The sequence below is a fragment of the Variovorax sp. V93 genome (assembly GCF_041154485.1).
In the GTDB taxonomy this organism is placed as follows: Bacteria; Pseudomonadota; Gammaproteobacteria; order Burkholderiales; family Burkholderiaceae_C; genus Variovorax; species Variovorax beijingensis_A.
The window spans coordinates 4,727,572-4,750,505 of sequence record NZ_AP028669.1 but is presented as its reverse complement, the minus strand read 5'-3'; the positions used below and the strand labels follow the sequence as shown (position 1 = coordinate 4,750,505).

Annotated in this window: 20 protein-coding genes; 17 read left to right on the top strand and 3 right to left on the bottom strand. The window is 68.3% G+C overall.

Features of this window, described 5'->3' with window-relative positions; genetic code table 11:
- The first annotated feature begins 7 nt into the window (after positions 1-7).
- Genes ACAM54_RS22565 through ACAM54_RS22555 form a run of 3 tightly spaced genes read left to right on the top strand, consistent with a single transcriptional unit; the run spans position 8 to position 3,480 of the window.
- The gene (locus ACAM54_RS22565; RefSeq protein ID WP_369648987.1) at positions 8-802 is read left to right on the top strand and encodes an enoyl-CoA hydratase/isomerase family protein; all 795 of its coding nucleotides are present in this window, start codon (positions 8-10) and stop codon (positions 800-802) included.
- Positions 803-812: 10 nt separating this feature from the next.
- A complete protein-coding gene (locus ACAM54_RS22560) occupies positions 813-1,484 on the top strand; it encodes a DUF4126 domain-containing protein (protein WP_369648986.1) in 672 nt (223 codons plus the stop codon).
- Complete coding sequence (locus tag ACAM54_RS22555; RefSeq protein WP_369648985.1) at positions 1,477-3,480, top strand: acetyl-CoA carboxylase biotin carboxylase subunit; 2,004 nt, start codon at positions 1,477-1,479, stop codon at positions 3,478-3,480. Before ACAM54_RS22560 ends, ACAM54_RS22555 begins: the two co-directional genes overlap by 8 nt.
- On the opposite strand, the gene ACAM54_RS22550 is transcribed toward ACAM54_RS22555, so the two are convergent.
- Positions 3,477-3,791, bottom strand: coding sequence for an EthD family reductase (locus ACAM54_RS22550; RefSeq protein ID WP_369648984.1), 315 nt, complete (start codon positions 3,789-3,791; stop codon positions 3,477-3,479). The genes ACAM54_RS22555 and ACAM54_RS22550 overlap by 4 nt on opposite strands.
- A gap of 116 nt (positions 3,792-3,907) precedes the next feature.
- On the opposite strand from ACAM54_RS22550, the gene ACAM54_RS22545 reads away from it, so the two are divergent.
- The 13 genes from ACAM54_RS22545 (at position 3,908) to ACAM54_RS22485 (ending at position 14,533) form a co-directional block, all read left to right on the top strand.
- The gene (locus tag ACAM54_RS22545) at positions 3,908-4,828 is read left to right on the top strand and encodes a glyoxylate/hydroxypyruvate reductase A (protein ID WP_209536574.1); all 921 of its coding nucleotides are present in this window, start codon (positions 3,908-3,910) and stop codon (positions 4,826-4,828) included.
- Positions 4,829-4,922: 94 nt separating this feature from the next.
- Positions 4,923-5,660, top strand: coding sequence for an IclR family transcriptional regulator (locus ACAM54_RS22540; protein WP_369648983.1), 738 nt, complete (start codon positions 4,923-4,925; stop codon positions 5,658-5,660).
- A gap of 9 nt (positions 5,661-5,669) precedes the next feature.
- The gene (locus ACAM54_RS22535; RefSeq protein ID WP_369648982.1) at positions 5,670-6,053 is read left to right on the top strand and encodes a cupin domain-containing protein; all 384 of its coding nucleotides are present in this window, start codon (positions 5,670-5,672) and stop codon (positions 6,051-6,053) included.
- A gap of 26 nt (positions 6,054-6,079) precedes the next feature.
- On the top strand, positions 6,080-7,090 hold the full coding sequence (locus tag ACAM54_RS22530; protein ID WP_369648981.1) for a Bug family tripartite tricarboxylate transporter substrate binding protein: 1,011 nt from the start codon (positions 6,080-6,082) through the stop codon (positions 7,088-7,090).
- Positions 7,091-7,214: 124 nt separating this feature from the next.
- The gene (locus ACAM54_RS22525) at positions 7,215-8,441 is read left to right on the top strand and encodes a CaiB/BaiF CoA transferase family protein (RefSeq protein ID WP_369648980.1); all 1,227 of its coding nucleotides are present in this window, start codon (positions 7,215-7,217) and stop codon (positions 8,439-8,441) included.
- On the top strand, positions 8,438-9,607 hold the full coding sequence (locus tag ACAM54_RS22520) for an acyl-CoA dehydrogenase family protein (RefSeq protein ID WP_369648979.1): 1,170 nt from the start codon (positions 8,438-8,440) through the stop codon (positions 9,605-9,607). Before ACAM54_RS22525 ends, ACAM54_RS22520 begins: the two co-directional genes overlap by 4 nt.
- A gap of 13 nt (positions 9,608-9,620) precedes the next feature.
- Positions 9,621-9,914 carry an acylphosphatase gene (locus tag ACAM54_RS22515; protein WP_369648978.1) on the top strand — a complete coding sequence of 98 codons (294 nt, stop codon included), beginning with the start codon at positions 9,621-9,623 and terminating at the stop codon, positions 9,912-9,914.
- A 139-nt stretch (positions 9,915-10,053) separates the two neighbouring features.
- Positions 10,054-10,974, top strand: a complete 921-nt coding sequence (locus ACAM54_RS22510) for a hydroxymethylglutaryl-CoA lyase (RefSeq protein ID WP_369648977.1) — start codon at positions 10,054-10,056, stop codon at positions 10,972-10,974.
- A 30-nt stretch (positions 10,975-11,004) separates the two neighbouring features.
- The gene (locus ACAM54_RS22505; RefSeq protein ID WP_145739966.1) at positions 11,005-11,493 is read left to right on the top strand and encodes a YbaK/EbsC family protein; all 489 of its coding nucleotides are present in this window, start codon (positions 11,005-11,007) and stop codon (positions 11,491-11,493) included.
- A 4-nt stretch (positions 11,494-11,497) separates the two neighbouring features.
- A complete protein-coding gene (locus ACAM54_RS22500; RefSeq protein WP_369648976.1) occupies positions 11,498-11,776 on the top strand; it encodes a DUF1289 domain-containing protein in 279 nt (92 codons plus the stop codon).
- Complete coding sequence (locus tag ACAM54_RS22495) at positions 11,773-12,417, top strand: 2-hydroxychromene-2-carboxylate isomerase (RefSeq protein WP_145739970.1); 645 nt, start codon at positions 11,773-11,775, stop codon at positions 12,415-12,417. The genes ACAM54_RS22500 and ACAM54_RS22495 overlap by 4 nt, the downstream gene beginning before the upstream one ends.
- Before the next feature lie 166 nt (positions 12,418-12,583).
- Positions 12,584-14,278 carry an MFS transporter gene (locus tag ACAM54_RS22490; protein WP_145739972.1) on the top strand — a complete coding sequence of 565 codons (1,695 nt, stop codon included), beginning with the start codon at positions 12,584-12,586 and terminating at the stop codon, positions 14,276-14,278.
- Between the two features lie 108 nt (positions 14,279-14,386).
- Positions 14,387-14,533: a hypothetical protein gene (locus tag ACAM54_RS22485; RefSeq protein ID WP_186454106.1), complete on the top strand. Its 147-nt coding sequence runs from the start codon at positions 14,387-14,389 to the stop codon at positions 14,531-14,533.
- 18 nt (positions 14,534-14,551) lie between these two features.
- Here ACAM54_RS22485 and ACAM54_RS22480 read toward each other — a convergent pair whose 3' ends face one another.
- Positions 14,552-15,667 carry an ABC transporter substrate-binding protein gene (locus tag ACAM54_RS22480; protein ID WP_369648975.1) on the bottom strand — a complete coding sequence of 372 codons (1,116 nt, stop codon included), beginning with the start codon at positions 15,665-15,667 and terminating at the stop codon, positions 14,552-14,554.
- Positions 15,668-15,803: 136 nt separating this feature from the next.
- Positions 15,804-16,910 carry an ABC transporter substrate-binding protein gene (locus ACAM54_RS22475; protein ID WP_369648974.1) on the bottom strand — a complete coding sequence of 369 codons (1,107 nt, stop codon included), beginning with the start codon at positions 16,908-16,910 and terminating at the stop codon, positions 15,804-15,806.
- 170 nt (positions 16,911-17,080) lie between these two features.
- On the opposite strand from ACAM54_RS22475, the gene uvrA reads away from it, so the two are divergent.
- Complete coding sequence (uvrA, locus tag ACAM54_RS22470; protein ID WP_369648973.1) at positions 17,081-22,930, top strand: excinuclease ABC subunit UvrA; 5,850 nt, start codon at positions 17,081-17,083, stop codon at positions 22,928-22,930.
- Positions 22,931-22,934 lie beyond the last annotated feature (4 nt).

Below are 22,934 nucleotides of genomic sequence, written 5' to 3'. Positions count from 1 at the left end.
ACGCGGCATGAGCAACTTCATCAAACTGAAACTCGAAACCAGCGAAGGCCCCATCGCACGCATCTGGCTCGACCAGCCCGACGCGCGCAATGCCTTCGACGACGTGGTCATCGCCGAGCTCACGCAGGCCTTCGCCGAAGCCGGCGCCGCGCCGCAGGTGAAGGCCATCGTGCTCGGCGCCAGCGGCCCGGCCTTCTGTGCGGGCGCGAATCTCAACTGGATGCGCCGCATGGCCGACTACACGCGCAGCGAGAACATCGCCGACGCGGGCAAGCTGGCCGCCATGCTGCGCACCATTGCCGAATGCCCCAAGCCCACCATCGCACGCGTGCAGGGCGATGTGTATGCGGGCGGCATGGGGCTGGTCGCGGCCTGCGACATGGCGGTGAGCGTCGATACGGCGTGGTATTGCCTGAGCGAAGTCAAGATCGGCCTCGTGCCCGCGACCATCAGCCCGTACGTGCTGCGTGCCATGGGTACGCGCGCCTCGCAGCGCTACTTCCTCACGGCCGAGCGCTTCACGGCCGCCGAGGCGCACCGCATCGGCTTCGTGCATGAAGTGGTGGCGGCCGATGCGCTCGACGCCAAGGTCGACGAACTCCTGAAGGCGCTCACCAGCGCCAGCCCGGCCGCGGTGCGCGCCTGCAAGCAGTTGATCGCCGACGTGGACGGCCGCGAGATCGACGACGCGCTGATCGCCAAGACCGTCGAGGGCATCGCCGACATCCGCGCCAGCGATGAAGGCCGCGAGGGCGTGCAGGCCTTCCTGCAGAAGCGCAAGCCCTCCTGGCTGGGCCACTGAGCACCACGCGATGAACTCGCTCGACATGCCCCAGCTGCTCGCACTGGCCGCGGCCATCGGCTGGGCCAGCGGCGTGCGGCTGTACCTGGTCGTGCTGCTGACCGGGCTGGCCGGCTACTTCGGCTGGGTGCCGCTGCCCAGTGGCTTGCAGCTGCTCGCGCATCCGGTGGTCATCGCGGCCAGCGGCTTCATGGTGTTCATCGAGTTCTTCGCCGACAAGATCCCGGGCCTCGACTCGCTGTGGGACGTGGTGCACACGGCCATCCGCATTCCAGCCGGCGCGGCGCTCGCGGCCAGCGTGTTCGGTGCCGACCATGGTGCGATGGCCATCGTGGCCGCGCTCGTGGGCGGCGGTTTCGCGGCCACCGCGCATGCGGCCAAGGCCACGACGCGCGCGGCCATCAACACATCGCCCGAGCCGTTCTCGAACGTGGGCGCCTCGCTGGTCGAGGACAGCATGGTGCCCGCGGGCTTGTGGCTTGCCGTTGCGCACCCGCTGGTCTTCCTGCTGCTGTTCGTCTTCGTGCTGGTGCTCAGCGTGTGGCTCATCCGCAAGAGCTGGCGCTTTCTCAAGGCGCTGTTCGTCCGCGTGGCCCGCATCTTCAGCGGCCGGCCCGATCCGGGCGTCGCGCCTGCATTCCAACTGAAAAAAAATCCTCCGGGAGACACTCCGAATGTTTAAGAAGATCCTCATTGCCAACCGAGGCGAGATCGCCTGCCGTGTCGCGGCCACCGCTCGTCGCATGGCGATCCGCACCGTCGCCGTGTACTCCGATGCCGACGCGCATGCCAACCACGTGCGTGCCTGCGACGAGTCGGTGCACCTCGGCGGCAGCGCGCCCAAGGACAGCTACCTGCGCTGGGAGAAGATCCTCGAAGCCGCCAAGGCCACGGGCGCCGAAGCAGTGCACCCGGGCTACGGCTTCCTGAGCGAGAACGAGGAGTTCGCGCAGGCCTGCGCCGACGCCGGCCTGGTCTTCATCGGCCCGCCGCCATCGGCCATCAAGGCGATGGGCCTGAAGGCCGAATCGAAGCAGCTGATGGAGAAGGCCGGCGTGCCGCTGGTACCGGGCTACCACGGCCACGACCAGAACCCGCAGCTGCTGCAGCGCGAGGCCGACCGCATCGGCTACCCGGTGCTCATCAAGGCCAGCGCGGGCGGCGGCGGCAAGGGCATGCGCGCGGTCGACCGGGCCGAAGACTTTGCCGCGGCGCTCGCCTCGTGCCAGCGCGAGGCGATCAACAGCTTCGGCGACGACGCAGTGCTGATCGAGAAATACGTGCAGCGCCCGCGCCACATCGAGATCCAGGTGTTCGGCGACACGCACGGCAACTACGTCTACCTGTTCGAGCGCGACTGCTCGGTGCAGCGGCGCCACCAGAAGGTGCTCGAGGAAGCGCCCGCGCCCGGCATGACCGACGCGATGCGCAAGCAGATGGGCGAGGCGGCGGTGGCTGCGGCGCGCGCGGTGAACTACGTCGGTGCCGGCACGGTCGAGTTCATCGTCGAGCAGCGCGAAGGCGGAGAGATGAATTTTTTCTTCATGGAGATGAACACGCGTCTCCAGGTGGAGCATCCCGTGACCGAAGCCATCACGGGCCTCGATCTCGTCGAATGGCAGTTGCGCGTGGCCTCGGGCGAGACGCTGCCTGCGAAGCAGCAGGAGCTGCAGATCCACGGCCACGCGATCGAGGCGCGCATCTGTGCCGAGAATCCCGACAACAACTTCCTGCCTGCGACGGGCAGCTTGCGCGTCTACCGCAAGCCGCAGGCAACGGCGTTCCAGCGCAGCCGCGTGCGCATCGACGACGGCGTGCGCGAGGGCGGCGAGATCTCTCCGTTCTACGATTCGATGATCGCCAAGCTGATCGTGCACGGCAGCACGCGCGCCGAGGCGCTGGCGCGGCTCGATGCGGCGCTGGCGCAGGTGCAGATCGTGGGCGTGTCGACCAACGTGCAGTTCCTGCGCGGCATCCTCGCGACCGAATCGTTCTCGAAAGCGAACCTCGACACCGCGCTGATCGAGCGCGAGCGCGCCGTGCTGTTCGATCGCGAAGCGCTGGGCCTGCCGCTGGCCGCGGCCGCCGCCATCACGCGCACGCTCATCACCGAGCGGCCGGCCGGGGCACCCGACCCGTTCGAGCGGCGCGACGGCTGGCGCTCGCACGGCGAATACCGGCGCCACTTCGACTTCGAGTTCCGCGGCACGGAGCACGCGGCTGTGCTCGCCTACAAACGCGACGGCAGCCTCTGGCTCGAAGCCGGCGGCGTGCAGGGCCCGCTGGTCGTGGGCCAGTTCCCGTCGGGCGAGTTCGAGGTCGAGTTCGCCGGCACGCGGCAGACCGTGGACGTGCATCTGGATGGCGCCACGGCCCATGTGTTCGCGTCGAAGGGCGCGACGAAGATCACGGCGATCGACCGCCTGGCCCATGCCGGCGACACCCATGCCGAAGCCGGCCGGCTCACCGCGCCGATGCCCGGCAAGGTCGTGTCCTTCGCGGTCAAGGCCGGCGACAAGGTCAGCCGCGGCCAGCCGCTCGCAGTGATGGAGGCCATGAAGATGGAGCACACCATCGCGGCGCCGGCCGACGGCACGGTGGAAGAACTGATGTTCTCGCCCGGCGAGCAGGTGGCCGAGGGCGACGAACTGTTGCGGATGGCTGCGCTTGCGGCTTAGCCCACCACCACTTCGCTGATCTGCATCACCGGCGCGATGTCGGTGTAGTTCCTGATGTCGCCCAGGATCTCCTTGGCATGCGGGCCGAACGCCGCCTGGAAGGCTTCGGCCGAATCGCAGAACACGTGGCACATGCCGACATAGGTCGGCGGTGTGCCGGGCGCGCCGCCCGCCAGCCCCTTGTCGATGGTGTACGACCTGCAGGCATCGCCCATGCGTGCCTTCAGCAGCGGCATGTGCTTGTCGCGGTAGTAGGCGTGGTCGAACCGTGCGCCTTCGGTGTAGGGGTACATCACGCTGACTTTGATCATGCTGGGGTCTCCGGGTGTGTCGATGTTCTGGATGGTCGCGCACGAGCATAGAAGAAGGCCCCGGGCGCCACAAGCCGCCGGGTCGGTTCATGGCCCGGGCCCCTAAGATCCGGCTCATGAAAATCATCGTTTCCCTGACCGACAACCGCCCCGAACCCTGGATCGAAGGCCTCCGCGCCGAACTGCCCGATGCGCAGATCGAGGCCTGGAAGCCGGGCGCGGCCCAGGCCGACCATGCGGTGGTGTGGGCGCCGCCCCAGCAACTGCTCGACGAGCAGCCCGGGCTGCGCGGCCTGTTCAACATCGGCGCGGGCGTCGATGCGCTGCTCAAGCTGCGCGTGCCGGCGCACACGCGCATCGTGCGGCTCGACGATGCCGGCATGTCGGTGCAGATGGCCGAATACGTGTGCCACACGCTGATCCGGCACTTCCGCGAGTTCGACGTGTACGAAGCCGATGCGCGCGAAGGCCGCTGGAGCTACCGCAAGCCGAAGCTGCGGCGCGACTTTCCGGTCGGCATCATGGGGCTGGGCGTGCTTGGCGAGCGGGTCGCGAAAGCCGTGGCGCAGTTCGAGTTTCCGGTGCTGGGCTGGAGCCGTTCGCCCAAGGCGATCGACGGCGTGAAGGTGTTCAGCGGCGAAGCGCAGTTCGACGAGTTCCTGTCGTCCACGCGCGTGCTGGTCAACCTGCTGCCGCTGACCGAGGCCACGCGCGGCATCCTCAACCGCCACACCCTCGGCAGGCTGCGACCGGGCGGCTATCTCATCAGCATCGCGCGCGGCGCCCACCTGGTGGAAGACGACCTGATCCCGATGCTCGATGCGGGCCAGCTGGCCGGTGCCACGCTCGACGTGTTCCAGGTCGAGCCGCTGCCCGCCGGCCACGCCTTCTGGCGCCACCCGAAGATCACCGTCACGCCGCACGGCTCGGCGCGCACGCTGCGCGAGGAATCCATCGCCCAGATCGCCGGAAAGATCCGCGCGATGGAACAGGGCCTGCCGGTCAGCGGCGTGGTCGATCCGGTCCGGGGCTACTGACGACGGCATGCGTTACCGGCGATGACGCTGAAAGGAGGCGCAGCCAGGGGCAAACCCTGAGGCTTTTGTTTTTCACATACGCGAAAATTTCTTCATGGTTGTGAAAACTGCTTTTCGCGTGATCGAGATCGTCGAGCTCTTCGCCCGGGAGAAGCAGCCGCTGGCGCTGTCCGAGATGGCGCGCCTGCTCGAGATGCCGGTGTCCAGCTGCCTCGGGCTGATCCGCACGCTGGAAGAGCAGGGCTACATGTATGAGACCGGCCGCCGCCAGGGCTACTACCCGACCGGCCGGCTGCTCGCGATGGCTCAGATCATCGCGGCGCACGACCCGGTGCTCGACCGCGTGCGGCCCGCGCTCGAAGAGCTGCGCGACGGCGCGCGCGAAACCGTGCTGTTCGGCAAGTTCCGCGACCCGAGCACGGTCGTCTACCTGGAAGTGCTGAGTGCGCCGCAAAGCATCCGCTATTCCGCCGAAGCGGGCGAGACGCGCCCGGCCTATGCCAATTCGATGGGCCGCGCGCTGCTCTCCACGCTTGCGCCCGAGGCGCGCCGCAAGCTGCTGGCAGCCACTCCGTTGGCACCGCTGACCGACGCCACGCTGACCACACCCGATGCCATCGAGCAGGAGCTCGAACGCTCGCCCGCGCGCGGCTGGTACGGCAACCTGGGCGAGAGCATCCCCGATCTCGTCGGCCTCGCATGGCCGCTGCGCATCGGGGGCGAGGCCTACGCGATCTCGGTGGCGGGCCCGCGCTACCGGCTGGAGCCGCGCATCGACGAGGTGGCCGCCATGCTGCGCTCCGCCTGCCTGGCCATCGAACACAAAGGCTGAATGAAAACAATGACTGCACCACGCTACTTCGTCCGCGAAAGCGACATTGCCGGCTATCACCCGGCCAACCACACCGGCACCCTGAACAAGCGGCTGATTGGCCCCGAGACCGTGGGCGCGAAGCAGCTGGAGGTGCTGGTCGGCCACATCCAGAAGGGCAAGGGCGCGCTGCCGCATGCGCACCCGGGCATCGAGCAGGTCTGCTACATGCTCGAAGGCCGCGCGGTCGCCGAGGTGGGCGGCCAGCGGCAGGAGCTGCACCCGGGTGACAGCTGCTTTTTCCCGGCCGACGCGATGCACACCTTCACGGTGGTGAGCGACGAGCCGGTGCGCGTGCTGGTCATCTACAGCCCGCCGTACGAGGAATCGCCGGAGCGCGTGATCCGGCCCTGAACGACAACCACCCGGAGACAAGAACCATGCAGACGAAGAACGCGACAACCACGGTCGCGGTGGCAAGCCGCCGCCGTTTCATTTCCGTCGGCGCCGCCGCAGGCCTGGCCGGCGCGGCGCCCTGGGCCTTTGCGCAGGAGGGCTACCCGAAGCAGCCGATCAAGCTGATCGTGCCTTTCGCGGCCGGCAGCGGCACCGACGCGGTGGCGCGCATCACGGCGCAGATGCTGGGCGAGGCGCTGAAGGCCTCGGTCATCGTGGACAACCGCGCGGGCGCCAACGGCGTGATCGCCGCCGAGTTCGTGGCCAAGGCGCCGCCCGACGGCTACACGCTCTTCATGACCACCAACACCACGCATTCGGCCAACCCGAGCCTGATGAAGTCGCTGCCCTACGACCCGGTGAAGGACTTCGCGCCCGTGAGTCGCATGGGCAACCTGCCGTTCATGCTGGTGGTCAACAACGAGCTGCCCGTGAAGAGCGTGGCCGAGCTGCTGGCCTGGGGCCGCGCGCATCCGGGCAAGCTGACCTATGCGAGCGGCAACAGCACCGGCATCGTGAGCGGCGCCACGCTCTCGCGCATGAGCGGTGTGCCGATGCTGCATGTGCCCTACAAGAGCACGCCGCCGGCGATCGCCGACCTGATCGGCGGGCAGGTGTCGATGATGGTGGTCGACCTGGCCGCGGGGCTTGCCACGGTGAAGGCCGGCAAGATGCGCGCGATTGCCGTCACCACGCAGGAGCGCACCAAGCTCTTCCCCGAACTGCCGCCGCTGGCCGACACGCCCGAGCTCAAGGGCTTCGACATCACCTCGTGGAACGGCGTGTTCGCGCCGGCCGGCACGCCGCGCGACGTGGTGCTGAAGCTCAACAAGGTGCTGTCGGAAATGGCGAACGGCGCGGCCTTCCGCGAGCGGGTGGCGAAGCTGGGCTTCGATGCGTTCGGCAGCACGTCGGAAGAGCTGGGGGCGTTCACGGTGGCGGAGCTGGCGAAGTGGAAGAAGCTGATCCAAGCCGCGGGGATTCAGCCCGAATGAACCCGCTTTCGTATTTCTCCCTCCCCTCCCGGGGGAGGGCAGGGGTGGGGGCAAGCAGCGTACCCATGGGGCGCTCTGCCTGCCCCCATCCCAGCCTTCCCCCAGAGGGGGAAGGAGCGAAGAAATGAACACATCCGGACCCCTCCAGGGCATCCGCATCCTCGACCTCACGGCCGTGGTGATGGGCCCCTACGCCACGCAGACGCTGGGCGACCTCGGCGCCGACATCGTCAAGGTCGAGCCGCCCGCCGGCGACAACCTGCGCGCCGTCGGCCCGATGCGCCATGCCGGCATGGGCGCGATGGCGATGCACCTGAACCGCAACAAGCGCTCGATCGTGCTCGACCTCAAGCAGCCCGAAGGCCGCGAGGCCTGCCTGCGGCTCGCGGCGGGCTGCGATGCACTGATCTACAACACGCGCCCGCAGGCGATGGCGCGGCTCGGGCTCGGCTACGAAGCCGTGGCCGCGGCCAATCCGAAGATCGTCTATCTCGGCGCCTTCGGCTATGGCGAGGAAGGCCCCTATGCCGGCAAGCCCGCCTACGACGACCTGATCCAGGGGGCGGCCGGCGTGGCCTCGTTGTTCGCGCAGCAAAGCGGCGGCGCACCGCGCTACGCGCCCGTCACGCTGGCCGACCGCGCCGTGGGGCTGCAGGCCGCCATCGCGCTGCTCGCCGCCGTGCTGCACGCGCAGCGCACCGGCTTCGGCCAGGCGGTCGAGGTGCCGATGTTCGAGGCGCTCTCGCAGTTCGTGATGGGCGACCACCTCGGCGGCCACAGCTTCGAGCCGCCGCTCGGCCCCACCGGCTATGCGCGCCTGCTCGCGCCGCACCGCAAGCCCTACGCCACGGCCGACGGCTACCTGAGCGTGCTGATCTACAACGACAAGCACTGGCAGGCCTTCTTCGACCTGATCGGCCGGCCCGAACTGCGCGCTTCGCCGATGTTCGGCACGCACACGGCGCGCGCCGCGAACATCGGCGCGGTCTATGCGTTCGTGGCCGAAGTGATGGCCACGCGCAGCAGCGATGACTGGATGGCCGCATTGGAAGCGGCCGACATCCCGGTCGCGCGGCTGCACAGCACCGAGAGCCTGCTCGGCGACTCGCACCTGCGCGCGGTCGATTTCTTTCCCGAATTCGACCATCCGAGCGAAGGCCGCATCCGCACGCTCGCGCCGGTCGGCCGCTACAGCGCCACGCCCGCGGCCATCCGCCGCATGGCGCCGCGCATCGGCGAGCACAGCGTCGAGCTGCTGCGCGAAGCGGGTTACGGCGATGAAGCCATCGACCGCCTGCTCGCCCGCGGCATCACGCTGCAGCCGGCCCCACCCAAGGACAACGACGAATGAACTTCTCCCTCAACGAAGACCAGCGCTCGCTGGTGGCCGCCATCGAGCGGCTGTGCGAAGACTTCCCCGCCGACTACTGGCGCGACCACGACGACCGCGCCGCGTTCCCGCACGAGTTCCACCGCGCCGTGGCCGACAGCGGCTGGCTCGGCATCGCGATGCCCGAGGCGCAGGGCGGCGCGGGCCTGGGCATCACCGAGGCGGCGCTGATGATGCGCGCCATCAGCGCCTCGGGCGCGGGCATGTCGGGCGCGTCGTCGGTGCACATGAACATCTTCGGGCTCAACCCGGTGGTGGTGTTCGGCAGCGAGGCACAGCGCCAGCGCTTCCTGCCGCCGCTGATCGCCGGCACCGAGAAGGCCTGCTTCGCCGTGACCGAGCCCGACGCGGGGCTCGACACCACGAGCCTCAAGACGCAGGCGGTGCGCCAGCCGAATGGCAGCTACCTGCTGCACGGCCGCAAGATCTGGATCTCGACCGCGCAGGTGGCCGACCGCATGCTGATCCTCACGCGCACCACGGCGCTCGGCCAGGTGAAGAAGCCCACGCAGGGCCTCACGCTGTTCTACACGCCGCTGGACCGCAGCAAGGTCGAGGTGCGCGAGATCCACAAGCTGGGCCGCGCGGCGGTCGACTCGAACATGCTCTTCATCGACGGCCTCGAAGTGCCGGAGGAAGACCGCATCGGCGAGGAAGGGCGCGGCTTCGAATACATCCTGCACGGGCTCAACCCCGAGCGCATATTGATTGCGGCCGAGGCCATCGGCATCGGCCGCGCCGCGCTGCGCATCGCCTCGCAGTACGCGCAGGAGCGCGTCGTGTTCGGCCGGCCGATCGGCCAGAACCAGGGCGTGGCGCACCCGCTCGCACGCGCCTGGGCCAACCTCGAGGGGGCCGACCTGATGGTGTTCAAGGCCGCCACGCTGTACGACGCGGGCGAGCCCTGCGGCATCGAGGCCAACGCCGCCAAGTACCTGGCGGCCGAGGCGGCGCACGACGCCTGCCAGAACGCGGTTCTCACGCTGGGCGGCATGGGCTATGCGAAGGAATACCATGTCGAGCGGCTGCTGCGCGAGAGCTACATTCCGCGCATTGCGCCGGTCAGTCCGCAGATGATCCTGAACTTCATCGCGGAAAAGGCGCTCGGCCTGCCCAAGTCGTACTGATGCTGCCCATGCCATGAATCCATCCGCCGTCACCCGCCATCTCGTCGTCCGCGGTCTGGTGCAGGGCGTGGGCTACCGCTGGTCGATGGTGCAGGCCGCGCGGCGCCTGGGCGTGTGCGGCTGGGTGCGCAACCGCCGCGACGGCAGCGTGGAGGCGCTGGCCTGCGGCCCGGCCGCTGCGGTCGATGCGCTGGTCGCGTGGGCCCGCAGCGGGCCGGACGGCGCGCGGGTGGATGCGCTGGAAGCGGTGGAGGCGCCCGCGCCCGCCGAGCCGCCATCGGATTTCGTGCAGCGCGAAACGGTGTGAACCGCGGCGCTGGCACGATCTGCAACGCCGCTGGCAGGCATTGCAACCCCTGCGGCAGGCGCCGCCGAGCACACCGGAGCCAGACGGCCGACAATTGACGGACGCTTTTTCCTTTCCCCAGCGAACCCAGAGACATCCCATGAAACTCCCCGCCAAGGTCCAGATCGTCGACGTCGGTCCGCGCGACGGACTGCAGAACGAGAAGCAACCGGTCTCCGCCGAAATCAAGATCGGCCTCGTGCACCGCCTGCAGGACGCCGGCCTCAAGGAGATCGAGGTCACCAGCTTCGTGAGCCCCAAGTGGGTGCCGCAGATGGCCGACGCTGCCTCCGTGATGCACGGCATAAAGCGCAAGCCCGGCGTGCGCTATTCGGTGCTCACGCCCAACATGAAGGGCTTCGAGGCCGCCATTGCCGCGCCGCGCGAGGAATGGCCCGACGAGATCGTGGTCTTCGGCGCTGCGAGCGAGGCCTTCAGCCAGAAGAACATCAACTGCTCCATTGCCGAGAGCATCGAGCGCTTCGCGCCCGTGGTGGCCGCGGCGCGCGCGCAGGGCATCGCGGTGCGCGGCGCGATGTCGTGCACCGTCGGCTGCCCCTACGAAGGCGAGATCGCGCCCGAGCGCGTGGGCATGCTGGCGAAGCTGATGAAGGACATCGGCGTGCAGCGCGTGGACGTGGCCGACACCATCGGCGTGGGCACGCCGCGCAAGGTGAAGGCCGCCATCGAGGCCACGCTGGCGCACTTCGACGTGGACCACGTCTCGGGCCACTTCCACGACACCTACGGCCAGGCGCTGGTCAACACGCTGGCCTCGCTGGAGCTGGGGGTCTGGAATTTCCAGTCGTCCTCCGCCGGGCTGGGCGGCTGTCCCTACGCCAAGGGCGCGACCGGCAACGTCGCCACCGAAGACGTGGTCTACATGCTGCACGGCATGGGCATCGAGACCGGCATCGACCTCGACAGGCTGATCGACGCGGGCGTGTACATCAGCGAGGCGCTGGGGCGCGAACCGAATTCGCGCGCCTCCAAGGCGATCCGTACCAAGAGGGCGGGATGATGAGCGTCGACACAAAGCGGGAGGCGTCTGATGTGCGGCGCTGAACTTCATTCACTGCCCGAAGGCGTGCAGCGCGTTTCCCGTGTGCTGCAGGACGCGGGCCACCCCCATTCGCCGCGCATGCTCGACGACGCCTGCCGCACCGCGCAGCAGGCGGCCGACGCGCTCGGCATCGGGGTCGGGCAGATCGCCAAGAGCATCGTCTTCCGGCGCAAGAGCGACGACGCGGCAGTGCTGGTCATCACCTCGGGCGACAAGCGCGTCGACGAGAAGAAGGTCGATGTGCTGGTCGGCAAGACCGGCCGCGCCGATGCGGAGTTCGTGAAGGCGCGCACCGGCTTCACGATCGGCGGCGTGTCGCCGGTCGCGCATGCCACGCCGCCGGTGGTGCTGATCGACCGCGAGCTGTTCCGCTTCGAGGAGATCTGGGCCGCCGCGGGCCATCCGCATGCGGTGTTCCAGCTGCGCCCGCAAGACCTCGAGAAGCTCACCGGCGCGCCGGTGGCGGACGTGGTGTGACGACGTGAATCCGGACGACGCACAAGCGCTGGCCGAACGCGCCGCGGCCGTGCAGCGCCCGGTCGGCGACGATGCGTCCGATGTGCCATCGCCCTGCACCTCGGTCTGCCGCATGAGCAGCCAGAGCGGCTTCTGCGAAGGATGCCTGCGCACCCTCCCCGAGATCGCGGGCTGGAGCCGGATGGAAGACGAGGCGCGGCGCGGCGTGTGGCGCGCGATAGAGTTGCGGGCGCGGGCCGGCCTCTGGCGCATCCCGGAACCCTCAGGAGACAAGCACGCATGAAGCACATCGACTTCTACCTCGACTTCATCTCGCCCTACGCGCACCTTGCGTTCGAGCACCTGCCCCAGGCGCTCGAGGGCCTGAGCTGCAGCGTGGCCTACAAGCCGGTGCTGCTGGGCGCGATCCTCAAGCACCACGGCCAGCTCGGCCCGGCCGAGATTCCTGCCAAGCGCAGCTGGACCTACCGTCACGTGCTCTGGCTCGGCCATGCGAACGGCATCCCGATCGAGATGCCGGCCTCGCATCCGTACAACCCGCTGCCGCACCTGCGGCTCGCGCTGTCGACCTCGGACGACGGCAGCATCAGCCGCCTCGTGGCCGAAACCATCTTGCGCAACGTGTGGCGCGGCGGCGAGGAAGCCGGCGACGCCACGCGGCTGGCCGCGCTGGCAGCACAACTGGAACCGAAGCGCGACGTGAACGGCGACGAGAACAAGGCGCTGCTCAAGCGCAACACCGACGAAGCCCTGCAGGCCGGCGTGTTCGGCACGCCGAGCTGCGTGGTCGACGGCCGCCTGTTCTGGGGCTTCGACGGCCTCGCGATGCTGCGCGCCTACCTGGCCGGCGACGCCTGGTTCGATGGCCCGCAATGGGCCGCGGCCGACCAGCGGCCCTCCTTGCTGCGAAGCAGCAAAAGCTGAGCAGAAGGCCGATTTCTTACAAGCTGAAACGGACCCCGCGGGTTTCACCTTAATCCGTAAGCGTCGGTTCAGTTTCGCGAAAGGCTCGGGTCAGTCGCGCCTCCAAGAATGCTTCACGGTCCCGAATGCCGGGGCCGACCGAACGCATACACAGGAGACGACGCAAATGGCAGCAACACTGGATTCAAGGGGGGTGCCGCATCCGGCCCCCCGGCCCATGTCCTCGGAGGAAAAGAAGGTCATCTTCGCTTCCTCCCTTGGCACGGTGTTCGAGTGGTACGACTTCTACCTCTACGGCTCGCTCGCCGCGATCATCGCGAAGCAGTTCTTCAGCGGCCTCGATGCGGGCGCGGCCTTCATCTTCGCGCTGCTGGCGTTTGCCGCGGGCTTCCTGGTGCGGCCGTTCGGCGCCATCGTGTTCGGCCGGCTCGGCGACATGATCGGGCGCAAGTACACCTTCCTGGTCACGATCCTGATCATGGGCCTGTCGACCTTCATCGTCGGCCTCTTGCCCAGCTATGCCACCATCGGCGTCGCGGCACCGGTGATCCTGATCGCGCTGCGCATGCTGCAGGGCCTCGCGCTCGGCGGCGAGTACGGCGGTGCCGCCACCTACGTGGCCGAGCACTCGCCGCACGGCAAGCGCGGCGCCTACACCTCGTGGATCCAGACCACCGCCACGCTCGGGCTGTTCCTGAGCCTGCTGGTGATCCTGGGCGTGCGCGAATGGCTCGGCGAAGCGGTGTTCAACGACTGGGGCTGGCGCATTCCGTTCCTGGTGTCGATCCTGCTGCTCGGCATCTCGGTGTGGATCCGGCTGTCGCTGTCCGAGTCGCCGGCCTTCCAGAAGATGAAGGCCGAGGGCAAGACCTCGAAGGCGCCGCTGTCCGAATCCTTCGGCCAGTGGAAGAACCTCAAGATCGTGATCCTGGCGCTGGTCGGCCTTACGGCAGGCCAGGCGGTGGTCTGGTATTCGGGCCAGTTCTACGCGCTCTTCTTCCTGACGGCGCAGCTCAAGGTCGATGCGACCACGGCCAACCTGATGATCGCGGCCGCGCTTTTGATCGGCACGCCGTTCTTCGTGGTGTTTGGCACGCTGTCGGACAAGATCGGCCGCAAGCCGATCATCATGGCCGGCTGCCTGTTGGCCGTGGTCACCTACTTCCCGGTCTTCAAGATGCTGACCGAGGCCGCCAACCCCGACCTTGCCAGGGCGCAGGCCACCGCCGGCGTCACCGTCACGGCCGACCCCGCGACCTGCTCGTTCCAGGGCAATCCTGTGGCGCGCGAGATCGACTTCCGCAGCTCCTGCGACATCGCCAAGCGCTACCTCGTGCAGAACTCGGTGAGCTATGAGAACGTGGCCGGCGCGCCGGGTTCGAAGGCCATCGTGAAGATCGGCGACAAGACGGTCGAGGCGCCCGTGGGCAACGTCGTGAACCTCAAGTTCGACGAGACCTCCGCCAAGGAAATCGCCGCCTTCAAGAAGGGCGTGGCCGAAGACCTGAAGGTCGCGGGCTATCCGGCCAAGGCCGACCCCGCCAAGATCAACAAGCCGCTGACGGTTGCGCTGCTGTTCTGGCTGGTGCTGCTGGTGACCATGGTCTACGGCCCGATCGCCGCCATGCTGGTGGAACTGTTCCCCACCCGCATCCGCTACACCTCGATGAGCCTGCCTTACCACATCGGCAACGGCTGGTTCGGCGGCCTGCTGCCGACCACCGCCTTCGCCATCGTGGCGTCCACCGGCAACATGTACAACGGCCTGTGGTACCCGATCATCATCGCGGGCGTCACGCTGGTGGTGGGCACGCTGTTCATCCGCGAAACCAAGAACGTCGACATCTACGCGAACGACTGACGCACGTTCGGCACAGGAGGGCGGCGGGAGCCGGCCCTCCGTTCAACAAAGGGGCTTCATGCCGTCGGCATGAGGCCCTTTTCTTGAACCAATCAGGAGACAGAACCCATGTGGAAACTCGTTGTCGGCTTCGTCGTCTTTGCCGCCATTGCCCTTTACGTGATCTCGAAAGCCGGCGACAAGATCGACATGTCGGGCGAGAAGCACGGCGGCGACACGACGCACGAGCCTGCGCCCGCTGCCGCACCCAAGTAGGGCACCGACCGGCGGCGATCAGCGCTTGAAGCGGCCTTCGCTGACGATCGACAGGTCGACGTAGTCGATGCCCGTGTGATCGGTCGGCGAGTAGCTCACGTCGATGTTGCCGCCCAGGTCGTACTGGAAGCTGTTGAGCGTGGCGATCAGCCGGGCGCGCGTGGGCTTGGGGCCGGTGCGGCGCAGCGCCTCCACCATCACCTTGGTGGCGACGAAGCCTTCGAGCAGCGCGGGCGACAGGTCGGTCTGTCCCTTGGCCTTGGCGAGTGCCAACGCTTCCTTGATCAGCGGATGGCCGAACGAGCGCTCATAGGGCAGCACCTGCGTGACGATCACGCCGGCGCTGGCCGAGCCCAGCTCCTTGATGAAGCCCGAGGCCGCATTGTTCGACAGCGTGATGATCTGTGCCGCCGAGCCCGCGGCGCGCAGCGCCTTCACGCCTTCGGTCACCGCGGTGCCCGAGCCGATCCACAGCACGGCCTGCGCATTGGCCTTGACCAGCTGCGGCACGATCGCCGAATAGTCGGGCTTGCTGCGGTCGGCCAGCGCCAGCACGGCCGGCGTGATCCCGGCCTTCTCGAAGCCCTTTCTCGCGCCTTCCATCGCGTCCTTGCCGAACGAGTCGTCGGCCTGGACCACGGCAATGCGCTGGATGCCCGTGGTGTGCAGGTGCTGCACCGCCTTTTCGGCCTCGCGCTGGTAGGTCGAGCGCACGTTGAAGATGTTCTTCTGCACCGGCTTGTGCAGCGCCATCGCACCGGTGGAGGGCCCCACCAGCGCCACGCCGTACTTGTCGAGCAGCGGGATGACGGCCAGGGTGTTGGGCGTGCCGCGGTTGAGCAGCAGCGCCAGGACCTTCTTGTCCTCGATCAGGATGCGGGTGTTCTCGAGCGAGCGCTTCGCGTCCAGGCCGTCGTCCAGCCGGATCACCTCGATCTGCTCGCCGTTGATGCCGCCCTGGGCATTGACCTGGTCGATGACCAGCTGCGAGCCCATGATGGTCTCCTTCACGCTGGCGGCCACCGGGCCCGACAGGTCGGCCGACTGGCCGATCACGATCTGCGCCGATGCGCCGAGCACGGACAGGGCGAAGAGCAGCGCAACAGCGCGGGACGTGGACAACATCTTCATCATCGAACAGGCCTTTGGGCGAAGCGGATGCTTCTGTCAGAAGATGTGTAATGTGTTGCCGCAAGTGACATTCACTCGCTCGTGGAAACCCTGTCAAACCATAGTTGACAGTGCCCTGGCGCTGCCGCCGGCGCCGTGCTCAGCGCTTGAAGCGGCCGTCGCTGATGATCGCGAGGTCGGCGAAATCGATGCCCGAATGGTCCTGCGGCGAGTAGCTGATCTCGAGCCCGCCGAGGTCGTAGCCGCGCAGGCTGTCGAGCGCCGCCAGCACCTTGGCCCGCGTCGGCTTGGGGCCGGCGCGGCGCAGCGCCTCGAGCAGCACCTTGGCCGAGGCAAAGCCCTCGAGCGCGGCCGGCGAGAGCTCGGCCTGGCCCTTGGCGCGTGCCAGTGCCAGCGCTTCCTTGACCATGGGGTAGCTGATGGAGCGCTCGTTCGGGAACACCTGGGTCACGATCACCCCCTTGCTCGCATCGCCCAGCTGCTTGATGAAGCCCGAGGAGGCGTTGTTCGACAGGGTGACCACCTGCGCGGCCGAGCCGGAGGCGCGCAGCGCCTTGATGCCCTCGACCACGGCAACGCCCGAGCCGATCCACAGCACCGCCTGCGCATTGGCCTCCCTGATGGCCGGCACGATGGCCTTGTAGTCGGGCTTTTCGCGGTCGGCCGGCACCGTCACGACGGGCTTGGCCTGCGCCTTGGCGAAGCCGGTCATGGCGCCCTCGAGCGCGTCCTGCCCGAAGGAATCGGTCACGTGGACCACGGCGATGCGCGCGATGCCGGTGGTGAGCAGGTGCTGGATCGCCTTCTCGGCTTCGCGCTGGTAGGTGGCGCGCACGTTGAACACGTGCTTCTGCACCGGCTTGTGCAGCACCATGGCGCCGGTCGAAGGGCCGATCAGGGCCACGTCGTGCTTGTCGAGCCACGGGATGATGGCCTGCGAATGCGGCGTGCCGCGGCTCATGAAGAGCGCCGCCACCTTTTTCTCCTCGATCAGCACGCGGGCGTTCTCGCTGGCGCGCTTGACGTCGAAGCCGTCGTCCATGCGCAGCACCTCGATCTTCTCGCCGTGGATGCCGCCCTGGGCGTTGGCCGCGTCGATCAGCAGCTGGGCGCCGCCGATGGTTTCATTCACGCTGGCGGCCACCGAGCCGGTCATGCCCGCCGTCTGGCCGATCAGGATCTGGGCCGGCGCGGACGTCGCGGCCACTGCCAGCAGGGCGGCGCAAAGAACGTGCAGCTTGTTCATGGAGTGCTTCAAAGTGAAGTTTGGAACGTAAACAAAGGTGCTATTTGTTACATAAAGTGTTATTTGCTGAATCCGTACAAACCCCTGCGCGGCCGCAGACCATGTGACGGAGTGCACGAATACGTCACCGACCACTCCCTAGAATGTTTGCCCCACCCCCCAAGGCATTCATGACACAGGGCTCCATCCGGATTCGCGGCGCGCGCCAGCACAACCTCCAGAACCTCGACCTCGACATCCGCACCGGCGAGATGACCGTGGTCACCGGGCCCAGCGGCTCGGGCAAATCGAGCCTCGTGTTCGACACCCTCTATGCCGAGGGCCAGCGGCGCTACGTGGAGACCTTTTCCGCCTATGCGCGCCAGTTCCTGGACCGCATGGACAAGCCGGCCGTCGACAAGGTGGAGGGCGTACCGCCCGCCATCGCCATCGACCAGACCAACCCGGTGCGCTCCTCGCGCTCCACGGTCGGCACCATGACCGAGCTCAACGACCACCTGAAGCTGCTCTACGCGCGGGCGGCCCAGCTGTTCGACCGCGAAACCGCGCTGCCGGTGCGCCACGATTCGCCCGACAGCATCTATGCGCAGATCGCCGAGCGGGCGGCTGCGGCCGGCGATCCGCGGCTGGTCGTGACTTTCCCGGTCGAACTGCCGGCGGGCACGTCGGCCGACGAGGTGACGCAATGGCTCTCGGCCAGCGGCTTCACACGCGTGCAGGCCGAGCGCGAGGTGGCCACGCCCACCGGCCCGCGCAAGATGCTCGACGTGGTGGCCGACCGCTTCCGCATTTCGAGCGCCGAGCGCTCGCGCGTGGTCGAGGCCATCGAGGTGGCGCTCAAGCGCGGCAGCGGGCGGGTCACGGTGCACGCGACGGGTGCCGAAGAAAACGCGCCGACGGACGTGTGGAAGTTCTCGACCGGCCTGCATTGCCCCGAAAGCGACATCCGCTACGCCGACCCAATCCCGTCGATGTTCTCGTTCAATTCGGCCGTCGGCGCCTGCGACACCTGCCGCGGCTTCGGCCGCGTGATCGGCGTCGACCTGGGCCTCGTGATCCCCAACGACAAGCTCACGCTGCGCGCCGGTGCCATCAAGACCATCCAGACACCGGCCTGGAAGGAAGCGCAGGACGACCTCATGCGCCACGCCGAGGCGGCCGGCATTCCGCGCGACACGCCCTGGAACAAGCTCACCGACGAGCAGAAGCACTGGGTGATCGAGGGCACGCCCAACTACAAGGAGGGCAACTGGAACAAGCAGTGGTACGGCGTGCGCCGCTTCTTCGGCTACCTGGAGAGCAAGGCCTACAAGATGCACATCCGTGTGCTCCTGTCCAAGTACCGCAGCTACACGCCGTGTCCCACCTGCAGCGGCGCGCGCCTGAAGCTCGACAGCCTGATCTGGCGCATCGGCAGCAAGGAAGATGCGGATGCGGTGCTGGAGCCTGCCAAGCGCTTCATGCCGGCCGGCGTGAAGTGGACGCGCGCGCAGCTGGAAGCCCTGCCGGGCCTGTGCCTGCATGACCTGATGTTGCTGCCGATCGAGCGGCTGAGGAAGTTCTTCGACCGCATGGGTGTTGCTCCCTCCCCCGTCGGGGGAGGGCAGGGGTGGGGGCCGGCGGCGCTTGCAAGTGCTGCTGCCTTGAACGAGGCCGCGAGCCCCCATCCCGGCCTTCCCCCGGCGGGGGAAGGAGCAAGGCAGGGCGAAGCCCAGGCGCTCAAGCTTCTCCACGAAGAAATCACCACCCGCCTGCGCTACCTGCACGACGTCGGCATCGGCTACCTCACGCTCGACCGCCAGAGCCGCACGCTGAGCGGCGGCGAGGTGCAGCGCATCAATCTCACGACGGCGCTCGGCACTTCGCTGGTCAATACGCTGTTCGTGCTCGACGAGCCCAGCATCGGCCTGCATCCGCGCGACATGAACCGCATCACCGAGGCCATGCTGCGCCTGCGCGATGCTGGCAACACGCTGGTGGTGGTCGAGCACGACCCGGCCGTGATGCTCGCGGCCGACCGCGTGATCGACATGGGCCCGGGCCCCGGCATCCGCGGCGGGCAGATCGTGTTCGACGGCAGCACCGACCAGCTGCGCGACGCCGACACGCTGACCGGCCAGTACCTGGGCGGGCGCAAGAAGATCGGCATGGGCTTCAAGCGGCTCGTGAGCGAGAACACGCACCGGCTCATCCTCGAAGGCGTGCGCGAGCACAACCTCCGGAACATCACGGTCGAGTTTCCGCTCGCGCGGCTGGTGTGCGTGACCGGCGTCAGCGGCTCGGGCAAGTCGACGCTGATCCAGGACGTGCTGGCACCCGCGCTCATGCGCCATTTCGGCAAGGCCACCGAAACGCCGGGCGCGCACGACCGCCTGCTGGGCGCCGATCACCTGGGCGACGTGGTCTTCGTCGACCAGTCGCCGATCGGCAAGACCGCGCGCTCCAACCCCGCGAGCTACGTGGGCGCGTGGGACGCGATCCGCGAGATCTTCGCCACCGCGGCGCTCTCGCGCCAGCGCGGCTACACCGCGAGCAAGTTCAGCTTCAATTCCGGCGACGGCCGCTGCCCGACCTGCGGCGGCTCGGGCTTCGAGCACGTCGAGATGCAGTTCCTGTCCGACGTGTACCTGCGCTGCCCCGATTGCGACGGCAAGCGCTACCGCCCCGAGATCCTCGAAGTGAAGGTCGAACGCAAGGGCCGGGGCTACAACGTGGCCGACGTGCTCGACCTCACCGTGGCCGAAGCCGCAGCGGTGTTCGAGGCCGACCGCGACGTGCTGCGCGTGCTGCAGCCGATCTCCGACGTGGGGCTCGACTACGTCAAGCTCGGCCAGCCCGTGCCCACATTGAGCGGCGGCGAGGCCCAGCGCCTCAAGCTCGCGGGCTTCCTGGCCGAGGCGGCCAAGAGCGCGACCGCCAGCAAGCAGTCGGTGGCGCGCCGGGGCACGCTGTTCCTGTTCGACGAGCCGACCACCGGCCTGCATTTCGACGACATCGCGCGGCTGATGCGCGCGCTGCGCAAGCTGCTCGACGCCGGCCATTCGCTGATCGTGATCGAGCACAACCTCGACGTGATCCGCGCCAGCGACTGGTGCATCGACCTCGGCCCCGAAGGCGGCGAGGGCGGCGGCATGGTGGTGGCCGAGGGCACGCCCGAGCAGTTGCGCGAGAACCGCGCCTCGCTCACCGGCGCGGCGCTGGCCGACTACGACCTGGCGATCGGCCCCGAGGCCTACAAGGTGGCCGAGCGCGCCGCGCGGCGCTACATCGCCAATGCGAAGACGGCGCCCGGCGGCCATGCGATCGAGATCGTCAATGCGCGCGAGCACAACCTCAAGAACCTCAGCGTGAACATTCCGCGCGGCAAGTTCAGCGTGGTGACGGGCGTGAGCGGCTCGGGCAAGTCGACGCTCGCCTTCGACATCCTGTTCAACGAAGGGCAGCGACGGTATCTCGAATCACTCAACGCCTATGCGCGCAGCATCGTGCAGCCGGCCGGCCGGCCCGAGGTGGACGCGGTGTACGGCATTCCGCCGACCGTGGCCATCGAGCAGCGCCTGTCGCGCGGCGGCCGCAAGAGCACGGTGGGCACCACCACCGAGGTTTGGCACTTCCTGCGCCTGCTGTACGTGAAGCTGGGCATCCAGCACTGCATCCACGACGGCGCCGCCGTGCAGCCACAGACGCCCGACAGCATCGCCGCGCAGCTGATGCGCAATTTCAAGGGCCAGCACATCGGCCTGCTCGCGCCGCTGGTGAGCAACCGCAAGGGCGTGTACACCGAGCTGGCCGACTGGGCGCGCCCGCGCGGCTTCACGCACCTGCGCGTGGACGGCGACTTCCTGCCGACCACCGGCTTCCCGCGCATCGACCGCTTCAAGGAGCACAGCATCGAGCTGCCGGTGGCCAGCCTCGACGTGCTGCCCGCGAAGGAAACCGAGCTGCGCGAGGCGCTTGCCAAGGCGCTCGAACACGGCAAGGGCGTGGTGCATGTGCTGAGCGAGCTCGACGGGCTCAAGGCCGCGATGATGGCCGGCGTGTCGGCCTCGGGCATCGGCCGTGTGAACGTGTTCTCCACGCTGCGCGCCTGCCCCGTGTGCAGCACCAGCTACGCCGAGCTCGACCCGCGCCTGTTCAGCTACAACAGCAAGCATGGCTGGTGCCCCGACTGCGTGGGCACGGGCGTGAAGCTCAGCAAGGACCAGCGCAAGGTCTTCGACGATTCCATCCGCGATGACGACAACAAGGGCCGCGAGCAGACCTTCGCCGAGCCCGAGGTGGAAGACCTGGCCGACACCGCCTGTCCGACATGTGAGGGCACGCGCCTGAACGCCACGGCGCGCGCCGTGAGCTTCGGCGCCTCGCCGGCGGATGGCCTGAGCGGCATCGGCATCACCGAACTCGCGCGCATGAGCGTGACCGAGGTGCGGCAGTGGTTCGAAGGGCTGGCGCTCGCGGGCCGTGAAGCCGAGATCGCGCGCGACCTGGTGCCCGAGATCAGGAGCCGTCTGGAGTTTCTGGAAGAGGTGGGCCTGGGCTATCTCACGCTCGACCGCGGCGCGCCTACGCTCTCGGGCGGCGAGGCGCAGCGTATCCGCCTGGCGGCGCAGCTGGGCAGCAACCTGCAGGGCGTGTGCTACGTGCTCGACGAGCCGACCATCGGCCTGCATGCGCGCGACAACCAGATCCTGCTCGACGCGCTGCACAAACTCGGCGACAAGGGCAACACGCTGGTGGTGGTGGAGCACGACGAAGACACCATCCGCCGCGCCGACCACATCATCGACATCGGCCCGAGCGCGGGCAAGCGCGGCGGCCGGCTCGTGGCCGAGGGCTCGGTGGCCGACATCCAGCAGGCGAGCGATTCGCAGACCGGACGCTACCTGCGTGATGCGATCCGGCATCCACTGCATGCGCGGCGCCTGGTTCCATTGCCCGACCCGAAGGCCGAAGAGAGCGGCCAATGGCTCACCGTGCACGGCGCCGACCTGCACAACCTGCAGGACGTGACGGCCACGCTGCCACTGCACCGCCTCGTGGTGGTCACCGGCGTGAGCGGCTCGGGCAAGTCGACGCTGGCGCGCGACGTGCTGCTGGCCAGCGTGCATGCCATCGTGGTCCAGCGCATGACCAAGGCCGGCCGCGACGCCGATGCCGCGGGCAAGCGCCCGGCCTGGTCCGGCTGCGACCGCGTCGAGGGCTACGAGTCCATCGACCGCGTGCTCGAGGTCGACCAGACCCCCATCGGCAAGACGCCGCGCAGCTGCCCGGCCACCTACATCGGCTTCTGGGACACCATCCGCAAGCTGTTCGCCGACACGCTCGAAGCCAAGGCGCGCGGCTACGGCCCGGCACGCTTCAGCTTCAACACCGGCGAAGGCCGCTGCCCCGGCTGCGAGGGCGCGGGCGTGCGCACCATCGAGATGAGCTTCCTGCCCGACGTGAAGGTGCCCTGCGAGGTGTGCCACGGCGCGCGCTTCAACCCCGAGACACTGGCCGTGAGCTGGCGCGGCAAGAGCATCGGCGAGGTGCTGCAGATGGAGGTGGACGAGGCGGTCGAGTTCTTCGCGGCCATGCCCAACATCAGCCACCCGCTGCAGCTTCTGAAGGACGTGGGGCTCGGCTACCTCACGCTGGGGCAGCCTTCGCCCACGCTCTCGGGCGGCGAGGCGCAGCGCATCAAGCTGGTGACCGAGCTCAGCAAGGTGCGCGACGACGTCACCCGCCGCGGCCAGAAGGCGCCGCACACGCTGTACGTGCTCGACGAGCCGACCGTGGGCCTGCACATGGCCGACGTCGAGAAGCTGATCCACGTGCTGCACCGGCTGGTGAATGGCGGCCACAGCGTGGTGGTGATCGAGCACGACCTCGACCTGATCGCCGAGGCCGACTGGATCCTCGACCTCGGGCCCGAAGGCGGCAACGCCGGCGGGCGCATCGTCGCGGCGGCGCCGCCCGAAGAGGTGGTGCGGCTGGGCACGCACACCGGCGTGGCCTTGGCGCCGGTGCTGGCGCGATAGGGCA